Annotated in this window: 14 protein-coding genes; 7 read left to right on the forward strand and 7 right to left on the reverse strand. The window is 71.4% G+C overall.

The window, feature by feature from the left end; all coding sequences use genetic code 11:
• The first annotated feature begins 18 nt into the window (after positions 1-18).
• Positions 19-1,239 carry an endonuclease/exonuclease/phosphatase family protein gene (locus tag CJ197_RS10905; RefSeq protein ID WP_102236777.1) on the forward strand — a complete coding sequence of 407 codons (1,221 nt, stop codon included), beginning with the start codon at positions 19-21 and terminating at the stop codon, positions 1,237-1,239.
• The gene (locus CJ197_RS10910) at positions 1,236-2,084 is read left to right on the forward strand and encodes a sulfurtransferase (RefSeq protein WP_102236778.1); all 849 of its coding nucleotides are present in this window, start codon (positions 1,236-1,238) and stop codon (positions 2,082-2,084) included. The genes CJ197_RS10905 and CJ197_RS10910 overlap by 4 nt, the downstream gene beginning before the upstream one ends.
• 3 nt (positions 2,085-2,087) lie before the next feature.
• Here CJ197_RS10910 and CJ197_RS10915 read toward each other — a convergent pair whose 3' ends face one another.
• Entirely contained in the window at positions 2,088-3,863 is a 1,776-nt protein-coding gene (locus CJ197_RS10915) for an alpha/beta-hydrolase family protein (protein ID WP_233190868.1), read from the reverse strand.
• Positions 3,864-3,888: 25 nt separating this feature from the next.
• Between CJ197_RS10915 and CJ197_RS10920 the strand changes: the two genes are divergently transcribed.
• Positions 3,889-4,824 carry an NAD(P)-dependent oxidoreductase gene (locus CJ197_RS10920; RefSeq protein WP_102236779.1) on the forward strand — a complete coding sequence of 312 codons (936 nt, stop codon included), beginning with the start codon at positions 3,889-3,891 and terminating at the stop codon, positions 4,822-4,824.
• Positions 4,825-4,831: 7 nt separating this feature from the next.
• On the opposite strand, the gene CJ197_RS10925 is transcribed toward CJ197_RS10920, so the two are convergent.
• From CJ197_RS10925 to mtnN, 4 genes are read right to left on the reverse strand one after another with little or no spacing between them, the layout of a single operon-like run.
• Positions 4,832-6,004, reverse strand: coding sequence for an MFS transporter (locus tag CJ197_RS10925; protein WP_102236780.1), 1,173 nt, complete (start codon positions 6,002-6,004; stop codon positions 4,832-4,834).
• Positions 6,001-7,341: a hypothetical protein gene (locus CJ197_RS10930; RefSeq protein WP_102236781.1), complete on the reverse strand. Its 1,341-nt coding sequence runs from the start codon at positions 7,339-7,341 to the stop codon at positions 6,001-6,003. Before CJ197_RS10930 ends, CJ197_RS10925 begins: the two co-directional genes overlap by 4 nt.
• Positions 7,334-8,326 (reverse strand): ABC transporter substrate-binding protein, encoded by a 993-nt coding sequence (locus CJ197_RS10935; protein ID WP_158239455.1) that lies wholly within the window; start codon positions 8,324-8,326, stop codon positions 7,334-7,336. The genes CJ197_RS10930 and CJ197_RS10935 overlap by 8 nt, the downstream gene beginning before the upstream one ends.
• Positions 8,327-8,355: 29 nt before the next feature.
• Positions 8,356-9,069 carry a 5'-methylthioadenosine/S-adenosylhomocysteine nucleosidase gene (gene mtnN, locus CJ197_RS10940; RefSeq protein ID WP_233190870.1) on the reverse strand — a complete coding sequence of 238 codons (714 nt, stop codon included), beginning with the start codon at positions 9,067-9,069 and terminating at the stop codon, positions 8,356-8,358.
• 113 nt (positions 9,070-9,182) lie between these two features.
• Between mtnN and CJ197_RS10945 the strand changes: the two genes are divergently transcribed.
• Positions 9,183-10,079: an alpha/beta hydrolase fold domain-containing protein gene (locus tag CJ197_RS10945; protein ID WP_102236783.1), complete on the forward strand. Its 897-nt coding sequence runs from the start codon at positions 9,183-9,185 to the stop codon at positions 10,077-10,079.
• A 1-nt stretch (position 10,080) separates the two neighbouring features.
• On the opposite strand, the gene CJ197_RS10950 is transcribed toward CJ197_RS10945, so the two are convergent.
• A complete protein-coding gene (locus tag CJ197_RS10950; RefSeq protein WP_102236784.1) occupies positions 10,081-10,791 on the reverse strand; it encodes a lysoplasmalogenase family protein in 711 nt (236 codons plus the stop codon).
• Positions 10,792-10,902: 111 nt separating this feature from the next.
• On the reverse strand, positions 10,903-12,639 hold the full coding sequence (gene argS / locus CJ197_RS10955; RefSeq protein WP_102236785.1) for an arginine--tRNA ligase: 1,737 nt from the start codon (positions 12,637-12,639) through the stop codon (positions 10,903-10,905).
• Positions 12,640-12,688: 49 nt separating this feature from the next.
• Between argS and CJ197_RS10960 the strand changes: the two genes are divergently transcribed.
• The 3 genes from CJ197_RS10960 (at position 12,689) to CJ197_RS10970 (ending at position 16,295) form a co-directional block, all read left to right on the forward strand.
• Positions 12,689-13,108 (forward strand): YccF domain-containing protein, encoded by a 420-nt coding sequence (locus CJ197_RS10960; protein ID WP_102236786.1) that lies wholly within the window; start codon positions 12,689-12,691, stop codon positions 13,106-13,108.
• Positions 13,109-13,214: 106 nt separating this feature from the next.
• On the forward strand, positions 13,215-14,945 hold the full coding sequence (locus tag CJ197_RS10965) for a hypothetical protein (protein WP_102236787.1): 1,731 nt from the start codon (positions 13,215-13,217) through the stop codon (positions 14,943-14,945).
• A 51-nt stretch (positions 14,946-14,996) separates the two neighbouring features.
• On the forward strand, positions 14,997-16,295 hold the full coding sequence (locus tag CJ197_RS10970; RefSeq protein WP_102236788.1) for a uracil-xanthine permease family protein: 1,299 nt from the start codon (positions 14,997-14,999) through the stop codon (positions 16,293-16,295).
• Positions 16,296-16,311 lie beyond the last annotated feature (16 nt).

The raw sequence follows: 16,311 nt of genomic DNA on the forward strand, positions 1-16,311 counted from the left end.
AGGCGTACCGTGGGGCCCATGACTCCTCGAGTGACCCGTCGCTCCGCGATCGCCGCCGCCGCTGCCGCGGGACTGGGACTGCCCACTGCCGCGCACGCCGCCCCCGCGCCGGGGCGGCGCTCCGGACGCTTCACCACCGTGCGCGTGGCCACCTACAACGTGTCCCTCAACCGCCCCGAGGAGGGCAAGCTGCTGGAGGACCTGGCCTCCGGCACCGATGCGCAGATCGCCGCGATCGCCGAAGTCATCCAGATCAACAACCCCGACATCATCCTCCTGAACGAGGTGGACCACGATGACGCCGGGCGCGCCGTGGATCTGCTGCGCGAGAAGTACCTCGAGGTCTCGCAGCACGGCAAGAGCCCCGTCCACTACCCCTACGCCTTCACCGCACCGGTGAACACCGGGGTGCCCTCGGGACTGGACCTGAACCGCGACGGCACCGTCGGTGGGCCCGATGACGCCTGGGGCTTCGGCGAGTTCCCCGGCCAGTACGGCATGGTGGTGCTCTCGCGCCTGCCGATCCTCACCGAGCAGGTGCGCACCTTCCAGAACCTGCGCTGGGCGGACATGCCCTCGAGCCTGCTGCCCGCGGAGTTCTACGGCCCTGAGATCACCGCGCAGCTGCGGCTCAGCTCCAAGTCCCACTGGGACGTGCCGGTGCAGGTGGGCTCGACCGTGCTGCATGTGCTGACCGCCCACCCCACCCCGCCGAGCTTCGACGGCCCGGAGAAGCGCAATCAGCGCCGCAACTATGACGAGATCCGCCTGTGGGCGGACTACCTCAGCCCCGGTCGCCGCTCCCACTGGATCGTCGACGATGCGGGTGTGCGCGGGGGCCTGCACCCCAGCGAGCCCTTCGTCATCCTCGGCGACTACAACTCCGATCCGCACGACGGGGACTCCTGGCCTGGGGCGATCGACCAGCTGCTGACGCACCCGCGCATCCAGGACCCGCAGCCGACCAGCGACGGCGCCGTCGAGGCGGCCCGCGAGCAGGGCGGTGCGAACGATGAGCACCGCTCCAAGGCCCGCTTCGACACGGCGGATTTCGGCGATGACCCGCGGCCCGGCAACCTGCGCGTGGACTATGTCCTGCCGGCGAAGACCCTGCAGGTGGCCTCCTCCGGCGTGTTCTGGCCGCGGCAGGGCGCCCCCGGCAGCGAGCTGACCGGCACCCACCCCTTCCCCACCTCCGACCACCGCCTCGTGCGGGTGGACCTGCAGGTCAAGGAATGACCTCCGGGGTGGCCGCCGTGCCGCTGCCCCCGCTGATCGACGGCGAACAGCTGCCCGCCCTGCTGGAACGCCCCGACGTGCGGCTGCTGGATGTGCGCTGGGCGCTCGACGGCTCCAAGGGCGAGCACACGTACCTCGAAGGGCACCTGCCCGGCGCGGTGTACATCGATCTGCCCACCCAGCTCGCCGCCCTCGCGCGCCCCGCGGCCGGTCGGCATCCGCTGCCGGAGCCGGAGGACTTTGCCGCCGTGCTGCGCGCAGCGGGCATCAGTACCCACACCACGGTCATCGCCTATGACGACACCGACGGGTCGCAGGCCGCCCGCCTGGTGTGGATGCTGCGGGCCCTCGGGCAGGATGCCGCGCTGCTCTCCGGTGGCCTTGCCGCCTGGGACGTGCCGCTCGAGACCGGACCGGTGCAGGTCGAGCCCGGGGATGTGCCCGCCCGCGCCTGGCCGGCCGAGCGGATCGCCAGCGCCGATGACGTCGCCGCCGGAAAGGCGCTGGTCATCGATGCCCGCGCCCCGGAGCGCTACCGCGGTGAGAGCGAGCCGATGGACCCGCGGGCCGGCCACGTGCCCGGGGCGATCAACCTGCCCTTCACCGGCAACACCGATGAGCAGGGACGCTTCTGGCCCGCCCCGCGGCTGCGCGAACGCTTCATCGCCGCCGGGGTGCCGGAGGACGGAGATGTCATCGTCTACTGCGGCTCCGGCGTCACCGCCACCCACAATCTGCTGGCCCTCGAAGCCGCCGGGTTCCCGCCGCCGCGGCTGTTCCCCGGCTCCTGGTCGCAGTGGAGCGCGGACCCTGACCGGCCGGTGGCCACGGGCCCGAACCCCTGAGCCTCAGCCTTCGGGGTGGATGCTGCGGATCGCCGTGATGATCCGCCGATGCCGCCGCCGCTGCTCGAGCGCCGTCGGCCCCTCGGCTCCCTCCGCCGCCTCCTGACCCAGCACCGCCGCCCAGATCGGCACCATCTCCTCGTGGTAGGAGTGGCCGTGCCCGCCGGTCACCGCGATCGACAGCGGCATATCCGCGGCGATCTGCCAGAACGTGATCCACGGGAACCAGCGCATCGCCGGGGTGACGTCATGCCCGGCGCGCTCCTGCAGCCAGCGCGGTTCGCGCCACAGCAGCGAGGGGTCGAACCACACCACCGGATCCGAGGGATGCTGCGCGTACACCACCCGCGGATGCTCCCACGGCGCATACAGCCCGCCCCAGTAGGTGCGCTCGAGGTCCCGCGGGCGGGTGACCACGCGGATGTGCCGGCCATCGTCGATGATCGGCGCGATGGCGGGGGAGCCGGGCCGGGCCCGCGCGGTGATCTGCTCCCACAGCGGCGTGAAGCTCGGCGTGCCGGTCCACACCGCCCCGTCGACGCTGCGCAGCATCTCCGGGACGTCTCGGAACGCGGCCTGCCCCCCGAAAGAGCCCAGCGACTCCCCGGCCACGAACAGCCGCGGCCGCTGACCCTCCGGCAGGGCGAGCAGGCGCCGCCGCACCGCCTGGTGCAGCAGGCGCCCGGCCTGCTGCGGGGAGCGCCGGTCGGCCAGGTATGACAAGGGGCTGGGGTAGTAGGAGTACTGGATGGAGGCGGTCGCGCAGTTCCCGCCGGTGAGGAACTCGATCGCTGAGAGCGACCATTCCTGTAGCCACCCGGTGCCGGTCCCGGTGAACAGCACCAGCACCTCTCGCTCCCACGCTCCCGTGCGGTCCAGCTCGGCGAGCACCGCCTCCACGGTGTCCTCGAGGCTGCGCCGGGAGCTGCGGGCGGCGTACACGCGGATCGGCTCGCGCGCCGGGGCGCCCGTCGCCTGTTCGATAAGCTCCCGATCCGCCCCGCCGGAGACGATCTTGCGACCCGCCGCGCCGAGGGACTGCCAGGTCTCGAGGGACTGCGGGCCGCCCGAGCGCAGTGGCGAGGTGGGCCGCGGCACCCCGGGGGAGATCAGCCGGTTCGCGGCCTCCGCCTGCTCCATCATCCGCTCCAGCAGCCGTCCGCGGATCAGCCGATCCACCACCACGGTGACGGTCGCCGCGGTCAGCAGCAGGGACAGCGCACCCACCAGGCGCGGCGGCAGGTAGGGCCGCAGCAGCGCCCGGTAGAAGCGGGCCGTGGCGAGGGTGGCGCGGGCCGCGCCGAGCGCCCCGAAGGAGGCGGCCACCCCGCCCGCTGTGCCCACCACATGCGTGGCGAGGTTCTTGGGCTCCTGCCGCACCAGGTGGCTGATCTCCCGCTGTCGCAGCACCCCGCGCACCCACGAGTACCCGGTGATGCCCAGCAGCGCCGCCGCCCCCACGAGACGGGCCCGCTGCCGATGGTCCGGGGCGATCGACACCCGTAGCCCCATCGCGCGCCCGGTCCGTCGGATCGCCACACCCGCCAGGGTGCCGGTGGCGTACCCGTAGATCTCCGAGAACGCGATGTTCGCCGTCCACATCCACCAGGTGCGCGGCAGCAGGCTGGGGGAGGTGGAGATCCAGGCGGCGACCGAGGCGCCCAGGAACCCGCCGGTGTCCAGCGGTGCGGTGATGGCCTGTCGACGCAGACGTCGCCGGGTGGCTCGCGTGATCCCCCGCAGTGCCGACGCGGCCCCCTGAAGCATCTCTCGTGCCATGCGGGCAGGTTACTAGGCTGAACCCATGAAGATCCTGCTGCCCGACACTCTGGACCTGGACCCGACGCTGCCGGACGGCTGGAATGCCGAGGTCATCGACGCGCGGGAGCCGATCCCCGCCGAGCACCGTGATGCGCAGGCCATCGTCATCTGGGGCGCGTCCCGTCGCCATCTCACCTCCGCCGCTGCGGATCTGCCCGCGCTGCGGCTGGTGCAGTCGCTCTCCGCCGGCGTGGAGGGCATCCTCGCCGCCGGTTTCCGGGAGGACGTCGTCATCGCCACCGGCGCCGGGCTGCACTCGGCCACCGTCAGCGAGCACACCCTGGCACTGCTGCTCGCGCTCGTGCGGCGCCTGCCGGAAGCCCGCGCAGCGCAGGAACGCGGGCACTGGTCACGCGAGCTCGGCGGGCTGCAGCCCCTGCATCCGGCGGGCCGGATCACCACCCTGCTCGGGGCACGTGTGCTGATCTGGGGTTTCGGTGAGATCGCCCGCACCCTCGCCCCGCTGCTGGCCGCTCTCGGCGCCGAGGTGCGCGGCGTGGCCCGCAGCGCGGGGGAGCGGGACGGCTTCGCCGTGATCGCGCAGGAGGATGTGGCCTCCGAGCTGCCGCGCACCGATGTGCTGATCGACATCCTGCCCGGCGGGGAGGGAACCGCCGGAGCGATCGACGCCGCAGTGATCTCCGCCCTGCCGGATCACGCGCTGCTGGTCAACGTGGGCCGCGGCACCACCGTGGATCCCCTCGCCCTGCGCGAGGCGCTCGAGGCCGGGACGCTCGGCGGCGCGGCACTGGATGTCACCGACCCCGAACCGCTGCCGGAGGATGACCCGCTGTGGCAGGCCCCGCGCCTGCTGATCACCCCGCATGCCGCGGGCGGCCGCCCCGTCGGTGCCGATCACCGCATTACGCAGAACCTCCGCGCCCTCGTGGAGGGCACGGAGGTTCTGCACCGGGCGTGAGGCGGGGTCAAGTAGTACCCTGCGCGACCATCGTGCGACGCCGCCGCCACAGCACCAGGCAGGCGAGCGTGCCCAGCAGACAGACCGCCCCCCACAGGGCGAAGGTCTCGCCTGCCCCGAGCACCCCGGAGAGCACCACGAGCGCCGGGCGCGCCACCGCAATGCCCACACCTCCGGCCAGGGACACCACGGACAGCACCGAGGCGAGCACCCGCGGGCCGGCGACCTGCGCGATCCAGATGTCCGTGATGGTCTTCGCCACCGCATGCAGCACCCCGATCAGCGGCAGCAGCACCACGATCGTCAGCAGCGCAAGCTCCGTGCGGATGAGAAGCCCGATGCCGCCGCACGTGATCGCGAGCGCCCCCACCGACAGCGGCACCCAGGGCCGACGCAGCTGGGCGGTGCGCGCGCCGATCACCCCGCCCACGCCGCCGGCGATCGCGAACCCCGCATAGGCGATCCCGGTCTCCTCGGGGGCGAGCCCGAGCTGGAGCGCGAGCGGCTGCACGAGGATCTGCAGGGACCAGCCCGTGGCCAGCACCACGGCCGCGATCCAGATGGCGTTGCGGATCGAATCAGAGCGCAGTGCTTCGCGCAGGCTCGCGGTGCTGGTCGCACCGGTGTGCACCCGGTCGGGATCCACATCCGGCAGCGTGAGGGTCAGCAGCAGTGCCAGCATGCTCAGCGCCGCGGTGATCCACCACGGCAGGGCGGGGTGCACTGAGTAGAGCCAGCCCGCGGTGAGCAGGGAGGCGACCCCGGCCGTGCCCGTCACGGCGCGGGTGATGCCCAGATACCGTTCAGCGTGCCCGGGCCTCTCCTGCGCGGCGAGCTCCCAGGAATACGCCGTATCCACCCCGGAAGCCAGCGCCCACAGCACCCCCCAGGCGATCCACGCGATGAGCAGCACCGGCAGGGTCTGCGCCAGGCCGATCAGGGTGAACACGGCGGTCGTCGCGAGGCACACCAGGATCACCGTGCGCCGACGTCCCAGCCGATCGGCGAGACGCCCCATCGGCAGCTCCGCCAGGATGACGACCACGCGGAACACCCCGTCCACCAGGGCGGCGTCAGCCAGGCTGAACCCGCGGTCCAGCATGAAGATCAGCCAGACGGGGAACCAGAACTGCACATCCAGCAGTAGGCGCACCGCCCCGAGACGCACCAGCGGGCTCATGAGATGCTCTGACGCCGCTTCCAGACGAACACGAGGACCAGCACGAGCGAGACCAGGGCGCTGACCAGGACGATGGTGTCGATCGACTGGGAGGAGAACCAGTACGTGATCCGCCCCCGGCCCAGGTCGAACGCCGACTGTCCCGCATCGGCGCTCGCATCACGCCCGAACTGCACCAGGGCGATCGCGGTGGCCAGCACGGAGGTCACACCGATCGTCATGAGAATGACGTCGGTGAACATCGCGCTGCGGGCCGCACGATCGGCCGCCAGGGAGTCCAGGCGCTCCCGACAGATCTGCACCTTCTCACGGACGGGGTGATCGAGGATCTCCTCGAAGTCCCAGCCCTCCAGAATCCGACGCATCTCGGCGCGACCCGACCGGCTGCCGTACTTGCCCACCTCGGCGCGCACCAGCAGCAGCTCCTGCGCCTCGTTGACCGAGTGCTCGAGCTCCTCGCGCAGCGCCGTCAGCGAGACCTCCTCCCGATCCGCCATCGACCACGACAGGATGCTGCGCAGCTGGGAGTCCACGCCCATCATCGCGGAATAGAAGTACTGCGCCCGGCGCAGCGCCTCCCACATCACCTCGGTGTCGGGATGGTCGGCGGCGTAGAGGTAGTTCATCCACTCGGTGATGTTCGCTCGCTCGCCGGCGAGCAGCTCGTCCACAGCGGCATCGCGCGCGTGACCGACGCGCGCGACCCAGGCCTTGGCGAAGGCACCGCCGTCGGCGGGCTTCGCTGGCACCTCGAGCGCCCGGGCCACCCACATCGGGCTCTGCCACCACCCCGCCGCGTCCTCGTCGGCCGGCGCGTCCTCACCGGTCTCGTGACGGGTCACGTGCTCGGCCGCGTCGGGCACCTGCATCAGGTGCTCCAGGAGCGGTTCGAGATCCTCGCCGAGCACCCGGCGGGACAGCTCCGCGGCAGCGAGCTGCACCCCCTCCTCCAGGCGCTCGCGCGCCGCCGCGAGGTCCTCACCGGGTTCCAGCTCCGTGCGGAATCGGCCCTCGATGAGCACGATGCCGTGGTCGAACAGGGTTAGCTCCAGCTCGGTGGGCGTCAGCCCGTGGAGCTGCCCGAGCTCGGCACGGCGCTCATCGGCCATGGTGAACCGGGCGAGATCCAGGGGATGCGGGAGCTCGTCCCCCGTCGCCCGCTGATACCCGAGCCCCCCGGTGCGCTCCCCCGCCCGGGGGAACTCCCAGCCCGGCGCGGTGACGTCGGCGGCGATCTGACGCCAGAAGGCCTGGTCGCGTTCGGGATAGCGGTCGCGCGCCCCGGGGATGGTGGACAGCCTCACCGCGGCGGGTGCGAGCCAGCGGAACTCATGCATCGGTGATCACCACGTCCTTCAGCCGGATCTCCACCACGCGGCCCACCCAGGGTCCGCTGAGCACCTTGACCCGTACCCGAGCCTCGCCGTCGGAGGGCTCATGCGGCCACTCGAGCACTTGGGCGGGAGTGCCCTGGGGGGTGATGCCGAGGCGCTGAGAGGGGTCGTCGTCATCGAAGATCTCTCCTTGGATCGTCACCGCGGTGGTCCCCTGCTGCAGCTCGCTCAGATGCTCGTCATAGTCCGCGGACTCCCGATAGCGCGCGAGCGAGGCGTTGAAGTCGCTGCGCAGCCGTCGGCCCTCGGCGCTGTCCCGGATCAGCATGCGCAGGTCCATCGTCGAGGTGGTCAGCGCCGAGGTGGGCTGCACCTCGGCGATCTCGGAGCCGTCCCGCAGATACCCGGCGCCATCCAGGGCCGCCTGCCCGGCCAGGAAATCCTCCGCGACGAGATCGACATCGCCGTCCTCGAGCGCCGCGAAGGCGTCCTCGGTGGTGGGGTAGGTGCTGAACTCGGCGCCGGACTGCTCGAGCTCCTCCCAGTAGTCGTAGCCCTCGATGCGGGCCACCCGCAGTCCGGAGAGGTCGCTGCGCTCCGCGATGTGGGAGAGGTCATCGTCGGCCCGGCCGAACAGCGTGTACCGCAGCTCAAGGATCGGTTCGCTGTAGAGGAACCGCTGGTCACGCTCCGGGGAGGCGACCATCGCGATCACCCCCAGGGCACCGCCGTCGTCGACGGCCTGCTGCGCGAGGGGCCAGGTGGTGAAGGAGTACTCGGGCTGATACCCCGCACCCTGCAGGGCCTCGGTCGCGATCTGGGCGAGGGGCCCGTTCCCGGGCAGCTCCTCAGAGAGATAGGGCGCCCAGGTCGCCGACGTGACCGTGATCGGGAGCGTCCGCGCCGGCGGACGCACCTTTACCACCAGGGAGACGAGCAGCAGCGCGGCGATGAGCACGACCGCGAGCACGATCACCTGCCAGGTCATGGGCCGGGTACGGGCAATGGGCCGACGGTTCATCGCGCGGCCCCGCCCGAGGCCAGATGCCGCGCCAGCTCCTCCACGGCTCGCGCCGACGTCTCGGCGACCACATCCAGCTCGAGGTGGAACTGCTGTCCGGCCGACGGTCCGCACAGGTCCGAGACGGCGCGCAGAGCCGTGAACGGCACCCCGAGCGCCGCGCACGTGCGGGCGCTCGCGGTGGTCTCCATATCGGCGCTGAGCGCCCCGGGGAAGCGCTCGCGCATCGGGGCGGCCAGCGGTGCGGTGACGAAGGCATCCCCGGAGAGCATGAGCCCGCTGCGGTGCGCTGCGCCGGTGGCCACCGCCGCGCGGCGCGCCCGCTCCACGAGGTCCGATGGGGCCGTGTGCCGCTCGGGCCCGCCCGGCACCTGCCCGGGGGCGTAGCCGAAGGCCGTCGCATCGGCGATCGACCAGGTGAAGGACTCGCCGATGATGAGCGTGCCCACCTCGACATCGGCTGCGAGGCCCCCGCAGGACCCGGCGGCGACCGCAACCTCCGGCCGCAGCTCGAGGATCGCCCAGGTCGCCGCGGCGGTCGCGGCGGCGATGCCAATGCCGGTGGTGACCACCGCGGCCGGTGTCCCCGCGAGGGTGCCGCGCACCGCCCGCACTCCGGTCGTGAAGGGCACGGTGAGCGGTGCGGGGTCGTCCAGGCGCGCTTCGAGCGGCGCGGATTCTTCGGGCATCGCGGCGAGGACCAGCAGCATGCCAGCAGGGTACTGCCCCGCACGGGGCGCATCGGGCCCGTGTCCAGGCGGGTTCGTTAGGCTGGCGGCACTGTGAGCGAGGCGGCCGGCCGGGCCGCGGAATGGAGGCAGTGATGGGTCGAGTTCGCGACGCCGTGACCACCGGGGTGCGGGCGGTGCGACGGATCCCGATCCCCGCCGCCCTCAGCCACTCCGCGCTGCGGGAGGCTCGCCGCGCCACCCCGCCCGGGCACGTGCAGAAAGCCCATGCGATCGAGCAGGAGATGATCGGCCGCACCCGCACTGTGTGGCTGGACCGTCACCGCGCCGACCGGGGTTTGATCGTGTTCCTGCACGGCGGTGCGTACGTTTCCGGGCCCTTCGCAAGCGACTGGGCGTGGCTGTCCCGCCAGGCGGAGGCCGCGGACTGCGCGGCCCTCATGGTCGACTACCGCAACGCCCCGGACCATCAGCATCCCGTGGCGCGCGATGACGCCATGGCCGTCATTGAGACTCTCGCCCGCGAGGACCGCCTGCCGGAGTGTGGCTGGGTGCTCGCCGGTCAGCACTCCGGCGGGGGCCTGGCGATGGTGGTGGCCCGCCACTTGCGCGAGACGGCAGGCGTGCCCGCCCCGTCGGCCCTGATCGTCATGTCCCCCTGGCTGGACCTGGAGCTGTCCAACGCCGGGATCACCGAGACCGACCGGGTGGATCCGGTGCATGAGCGCCGTCTGCTGCACGATGCCGCCCGCCGCTACGCCCGTCGGACCCCGCTGGGGGACCCGGAACTCTCGCCGATCAACGGCAGCCTCGAGGGCCTGCCGCCGCTGCATCTCAGCGTGGGTCTGAAGGACCTGTTCCTACCGGATGTGCGCGTGGCGCGTCTGCAGCTTGAGGAGCACGGCGCGGATCTCGCCTATCGCGAGGTGAGCGGGCGCCTGGGGCTGCAGCTGATGCCGCGCAAGGGCGAGGACATCGAGCGGCTGCATCGCGAGCACGCCGAGCTCGTGGCCCGCGCCCTGGGCCGCTGAGTCACGGCTCGACGATCACCAGCGCCGCCCCCGAGGAGCAGTGCCGCCCGTCCGACCGCCCCGGCAGGGTCCGGATCATTCCCGCGATCAGCAGGCCGTGCCCCACCGTGTAGGTGAGCATCACCAGCTCCGTGCTGTACGCGATCGCGGCGCCCGGCAGGAACCAGTCCATCCCCAGCAGGGAGCTGGACAGCAGGAACAGGGTCCCGCCCATCCATGTCCACGCATTGCCGCCGACGGACAGGAACGCCATGGCCGTCAGCGCCACCGCGTACAGCACCACCAGCGGCAGCAGCGGCCCGGCACCATCGGCGCAGGCCACGAACAGGGCGATCACCACCGCCCCGTAGGGGATCGCGAGCATGATGCGCAGCGGGTCGCGCGAGCGCAGCCACAGCGGCCACAGCGCGAGCGCGTAGCAGGTCAGCGCGCCGAGGAAGCCGAGCGCCGCAATGGTCTGCATGTGCTGCGGCCCCACCTGCCCGAGGGTGTCTCCCGCCCAGGCGCACAGCAGCCCCAGCGACAGCAGTGACACGGTGCGCGAGCGCATCGGCACCGCGGTCAGCAGCGCCCCCAGCAGCAGCGGGGCGAACAGCGGCTGGGTGGCGCGGGCGAGGGAATCGACCTGCTGCAGAAGCGCACCGATGTGCACCACCGCCGTGAGGACATACAGCCCCCACATCAGGCGGTTGAAGGAGCGCAGGGAGAGCACCCGTCCAGCCTAAGAACTGGCGCTCACCTGCACCACTGCTACGAGGTTCCGGACCGGTCACGGCCCGGTCACAGCCCGGTCACAACCGGGCGGCGCGCCTCAGATCTGCCCTCACATCTGCTCGGGCGCGCTCACGCCGAGAGCCCCCAGGCCGGCCACGAGCACCTGCTCAGTCAGCCGCGCGAGAGCGAGCCGTCCCGCCCGCACCTGCGCATCGGACTCCTTGAGGATGGGGGAGGCCTCGTAGAAGCTTGTGAACGCCTGCGCGAGGGTGAACAGGTAGGCGCACAGCCGGTGCGGCTCATACTCGGTGCCGACGGTCTCGAGCGTGGGCGCGAAGTCCAGCAGCGCGAGCGCGAGCGCCCGCTCCGCCGAATCCACCACCCGCGGAGTCTCCCCGGCATCGATGCCCTGGGCCTGCGCCTTGCGCTGGATCGAGCGGATGCGCGCCACCGCGTACTGCAGGTACGGGGCGGTGTTCCCGGTCAGGGCGAGCATGCGGTCCAGGTCGAAGACATAGTCGGAGTCGTGGGCGGTGGACAGGTCCGCGTACTTCACCCCGCCGATGCCGATCTGCCAGGCGATCTGTGCGCGCTCCTCCTCCGGCAGGTCCCCGCGCAGCTCGTCGATCACGCCCCGGGCCTTGGTGACCGCTTCCTCGAGCAGCGCCATGAGGCGCAGGCTCGAGCCGGAGCGGGTGCGCAGGATCTTCCCGTCCTCGCCAAGGACCGAGCCGATCTTCACGTGCTCGGCCTGGACCTCCTCCGGCAGCCAGCCAGCTTCGCGGGCGGTGGCGAACACCATCTGGAAGTGCAGCTGCTGCGCGGCGCCCACCACGTAGGCGATGCGGTCCGCCTGCAGCGTCCGCACGCGGTGGCGGATCGCCGCGAGGTCCGTCGTGGCGTAGCCGTACCCGCCATCGGACTTGCGGATGATCAGCGGCAGCGGCGCCCCGTCCCGCCCGGTGAAGCCCTCCGGGAACACGCACAGCGCCCCGTCGGAGATCCGCGCGATCCCCGCGGCCTCGAGGTCATCGCACACCGCCGCGAGGGCGTCGTTGTAGGTCGACTCCCCGGCAAGGTCCGCGTCGGTCAGGGTCACATCGAGCATGTCGTAGATGCGGTGGAAATAGCCCTTGGACAGCTCCACCAGCTGCGACCAGATCCGCAGGGTCGGCGCATCCCCGCCCTGCAGGGTCGCCACCCGCTGCCGGGCCCGGGCCGCGAAATCCTCATCGGTGGTGAACTTCGCATTCGCCGCCTGGTAGAAGGCATTGGGGTTGGTGCGCAGCAGATCCGCCTCGGCGCTGTCCTCACCGACCTCCAGCAGATGCTCGATGAGCATCCCGAAGGGGGTGCCCCAGTCGCCGATGTGGTTCTGCCGCACCGGGGTGTGACCCAGCTGCTCGAGGGTGCGCACGATCGCATCGCCCACCACGGTGGTGCGCAGATGGCCGACGTGCATCTCCTTGGCGACGTTCGGCGCCGAATAGTCGACCACCACCCGACGGGGCTGCTGTGGGGTGGTGATGCCGAGGGTCCCCCCGGCGGCCATCTCCGCGGTGCGCTCCGCGATCCACGCGGTCGTCAGGTCGATGTTCAGGAAGCCGGGTCCGGCGATCTCCGGGGGGTCGGCGATGCCCTCGAGGTCCAGGTGGGCGACGATGTCCGCGGCGATATCGCGGGGTTTGCGCCCCAAGCGTTTGGCCAGGCCCATCGCGGCATTGCACTGGAAGTCCGCGAACTGGGAGGGACGGATGATGGGGTCCGCATCGGCGTACTCGGGCCCGAAGGCGGCGGCGAAAGCGGACTGAAAGCGCTCGGCGAGCGCGGTCTCGAGGGCAGGCATGCGCCCAGGGTAGTGGCCGTCGCTCCGACGCGGCGCCTAGGGTTGGTGCATGAGAAGCATCCTCACCCTGATCCTGAACATCATCTGGCTGCTCACCGCGGGCTGGTCCCTCTTCCTCGGGTACCTGATCGCCGGTGCGCTCGCGTGCCTGCTCATCGTCACGATCCCCTTCGGTCTGGCGTCCTTCCGCATCGCCGGCTTCGTGATCTGGCCCTTCGGTCGGGAGGTCGTGGACACCGGCCGCGGCGGTGCCGCGAGCGCGATCGGCAATGTCATCTGGTTCGTCATCGCCGGGTGGTGGCTTGCCCTCGCGCATGTGGCCACCGCCCTTGCGCAGGCGGTGACGATCATCGGCATCCCCATGGCCTGGGCGAACCTCAAGCTCATTCCCGTCACGTGCTTCCCCTTCGGCAAGCAGGTGATGGATTCCTCCGATGCGCGCGCCCGGATGTTCCCCACCGCACGCTGAGTGCTGGATCGCACGTCGGCGCTGACCGGCGTGCCGACCGGTCTGGCGTGCGTGCGCTCCCTAAGATGCGAGAGCACTAGGCGTCTCACCCCAGGAGAAGTGGTCGATGGATTCGCATCCGCGCCCGGACCGTGGCCGCGACGCGGATTGGATCTTCGCGGTCGATGATCCGCACAGCATGCCCACCGAGACCCTTCCGGACCCCGCCGAGTTCGAGAGCTACGCATCCCAGCTGCTGGCCCGCCGCGGAGCCCGCCCCGCCCTGCCGCCCGCGCCCGAGACGCACCAGGAGCAGGATGCGCAGCCCGATACCCACACCGACCAGATCCCGGTGATCACGGACCCGTCGGCCCCCCTGGAACGGGTGCCGACGGCTGAGCCGGACCCGGATGCCCCGTCCGCCTCGGGGGCGCATCCGGTGAGCTACGCCCGCTCCGGCACCACCCCGAACGCCGAGGACGAGGACGGCTCCGCCATCGGCGGTTTCCAGATGCCCGAACGGTTCAAGGACCTGGGCCTGTTCGATGCGCTGCGGGATCTGCTGGCCCTGGTGAGCTTCGCGGCGGCGCTCACCACGACCTTCACCGTCGCGGAAGTGCCGGTGCTGGAACTGGCGGGGAAGCTCGCGATCGGGGTGGGCATCGCCGCGATCCTCATCGTCCACGCGCTGCGCTGGATCCCCGATCATCCGCCGCTGGGGCTGATCCGGGTGCTGCGAATCGGCGGGATGCTACCAGCCCTCCTGGTGCCCGCCGCGGCGCTGGTCGCGGACCTGGTGACCTCCCTGCCGCTGCTGTTCGCATCCCTGCCCGACGGCCCGCCCGTCGGCATCGGGGTAGGCGTGAGCCTGGTGCTGCTGGGCGGAATCGTGGGCTTCGAACCCCGCGCCCACGGCGGCTACCTGCCGCGGCCGCGCGCCCTGCGGGCCTCGCGGACAGTGCTGCTCGTCATCGCCGGAGCCGCCGCGGTGTGGGCGCTGCTGGCGCTCGTGATGATCATCGGCCGCCTGTTCACCACCGGCTGGGGCTACTCCCTCATGACCTTCGCGCACACCATGATCTCGGTGCTGCTGCTGGGCATCGTGCTGGTCTCCGGGCTGCGCCGGGAGCGGGCCTGGTACGTGTTCTCCGCTGCCGCGGTCGCGGGGCTGGTGATCCTGTCGCTGGCGGACAGCACCCTGGGCCTGCACTTCGCCGCCCCCGGTTCGGCCGCCAGCTCCTTCGTGTGGCTGCCGTTCCTGTTCGCCGCCTTCGGCGTGATGATCTCCCGCTCCTTCGTCCGCTCGATGCCGGTGTCGTTCCGCCGCACCGACTGGCTCGTGTTCACCGTGCGGGCCTTCGAATTCAGCATCCTCATGCACGGCGCCGCCATGCTGTGGCACCTGATCGCCGCGATCGTGGCCCTCGGCCCCTCGGGGCAGGCCCCCGGCGGACCGGTCATCCACCTCATCAATGCCGCGGTATGCGTCTGCTTCGTGGTGGTGTCCCTGTTCGGGCGCTCCGCCCTGCTGACCCGCCCGGCGGTCTCCGCGCGCGCAAGCGGGGTCGTGGCCGGGCTGGTGCTCACCGTCATCGGCTTCCTCGCCGTCATCGTCAACTCTCTGGCCATGGCGATCGGGGCGGGCCTGGTCACCGGGGGACTTGCCCTTGTGCTCGGCATCGCGGTGGGGCTCATGCTCACCGTCCCCGCGCCCGTGCGCGACGAGTTCGGCGCCCCGGATCTCACCCGCATGTTCGCTGATTTCCGTGCCCGCGACACCGGGCGGATCTCCCTGCTGGACCAGGTGCCCGATGTGCGTGAGGAGACCGCCCGGCAGAAGGTCTTCCCCACCTCCTGATCCCGGGCATCCCCGCCCCCGCCCCATCCCTGCTCACCCCCTTGGAGTGCCATGTTCCGCTGGACGCTGCATGGCGACGGTCGCACCATCGCCGCTGACGAGATCGTTCTGCCCGAGGAGCGGCTGGCCTGGCCGATCACCCTCGGCATCGGCATGCAGCACGTGGTCGCAATGTTCGGCGCCACGTTCCTGGTGCCGCTGCTGACCGGTTTCCCGCCCTCGACCACGCTGCTGTTCTCGGGCCTGGGCACCCTGCTGTTCCTGCTCATCACCCGCAACCGGGTCCCCAGCTACCTGGGCAGCTCCTTCGCCTTCATCGCCCCGATCACCGCCTCGACGCAGGCCGATTCGATGGGCGCGGCGCTCGGCGGCGTGATGGTCACCGGTGCGCTGCTGGCGGCCCTGGGCCTGCTCGTGCAGAAGGTCGGCACCGCCTGGATCGGCAAGCTCATGCCCCCGGTGGTGATGGGCTCGATCGTGGCTCTCATCGGCTTCAACCTCGCCCCCACGGCGTACGCGAACTTCCAGGAGTCCGCGGTCACCGCCACCATCACCCTGTTCGCCGTGGTGCTGTGCACCGCCCTGTTCAAGGGGCTGCTGGGGCGCGTTTCGGTGCTGCTGGGTGTGCTCGTGGGCTACGGCGTGGCGGTGCTGCGCGGCGAAGTGGACTTCACGCCCGTGCAGGAGGCGGCCTGGCTCGGTCTGCCCGAGTTCCACCACCCGGAGTTCAACCTCGGCCTGCTGCCGATGTTCCTGCCGGTCGTGCTGGTGCTGCTGGCGGAGAACGTCGGCCACGTCACGAGCGTGGGCCTCATGACCGGCCGGAACCTCGATCACATGGTGGGCCGCACCCTCGCCTCCGACGGCTTCGCGACCATGCTCTCGGCCGGTTTCGGCGGTTCACCTACCACCACCTACGGCGAGAACATCGGCGTCATGAGCGCCACCCGCGTGTACTCCACCGCCGCGTACTGGGTGGCCGGGGTGACCGCGATTCTGCTGTCGATGTCCCCGAAGGTCGGTGCCGCGATCTTCACCATCCCGCCGGGTGTGCTGGGTGGCGTGACGTTCGTGCTGTACGGCCTGATCGGCATCGTGGGCGTGCGCATGTGGGTGGACGGCCGCGTGGACTTCGCCCGGCCCAAGAACCAGTTCACCGCAGGTGTCGCGCTTGTGGTCGGCATCGCGAATGTCACCTGGACCGTCGAGGGCATCCAGCTGACCGGCATCGCTCTGGGCACCCTCGCGGCGCTGGTCATCTACCACCTCATGGCGCAGCTCGGCCGCGTGACCGGCACAGAGGTCACCGACCGCGAGGACGCACCGGAGGTCACGCCGCGCGCAAAGTGAGCACGGCGAGGCCCAG

The sequence above is a fragment of the Brachybacterium sp. UMB0905 genome (genome assembly GCF_002871795.1).
Classification (GTDB): domain Bacteria; phylum Actinomycetota; class Actinomycetes; order Actinomycetales; family Dermabacteraceae; genus Brachybacterium.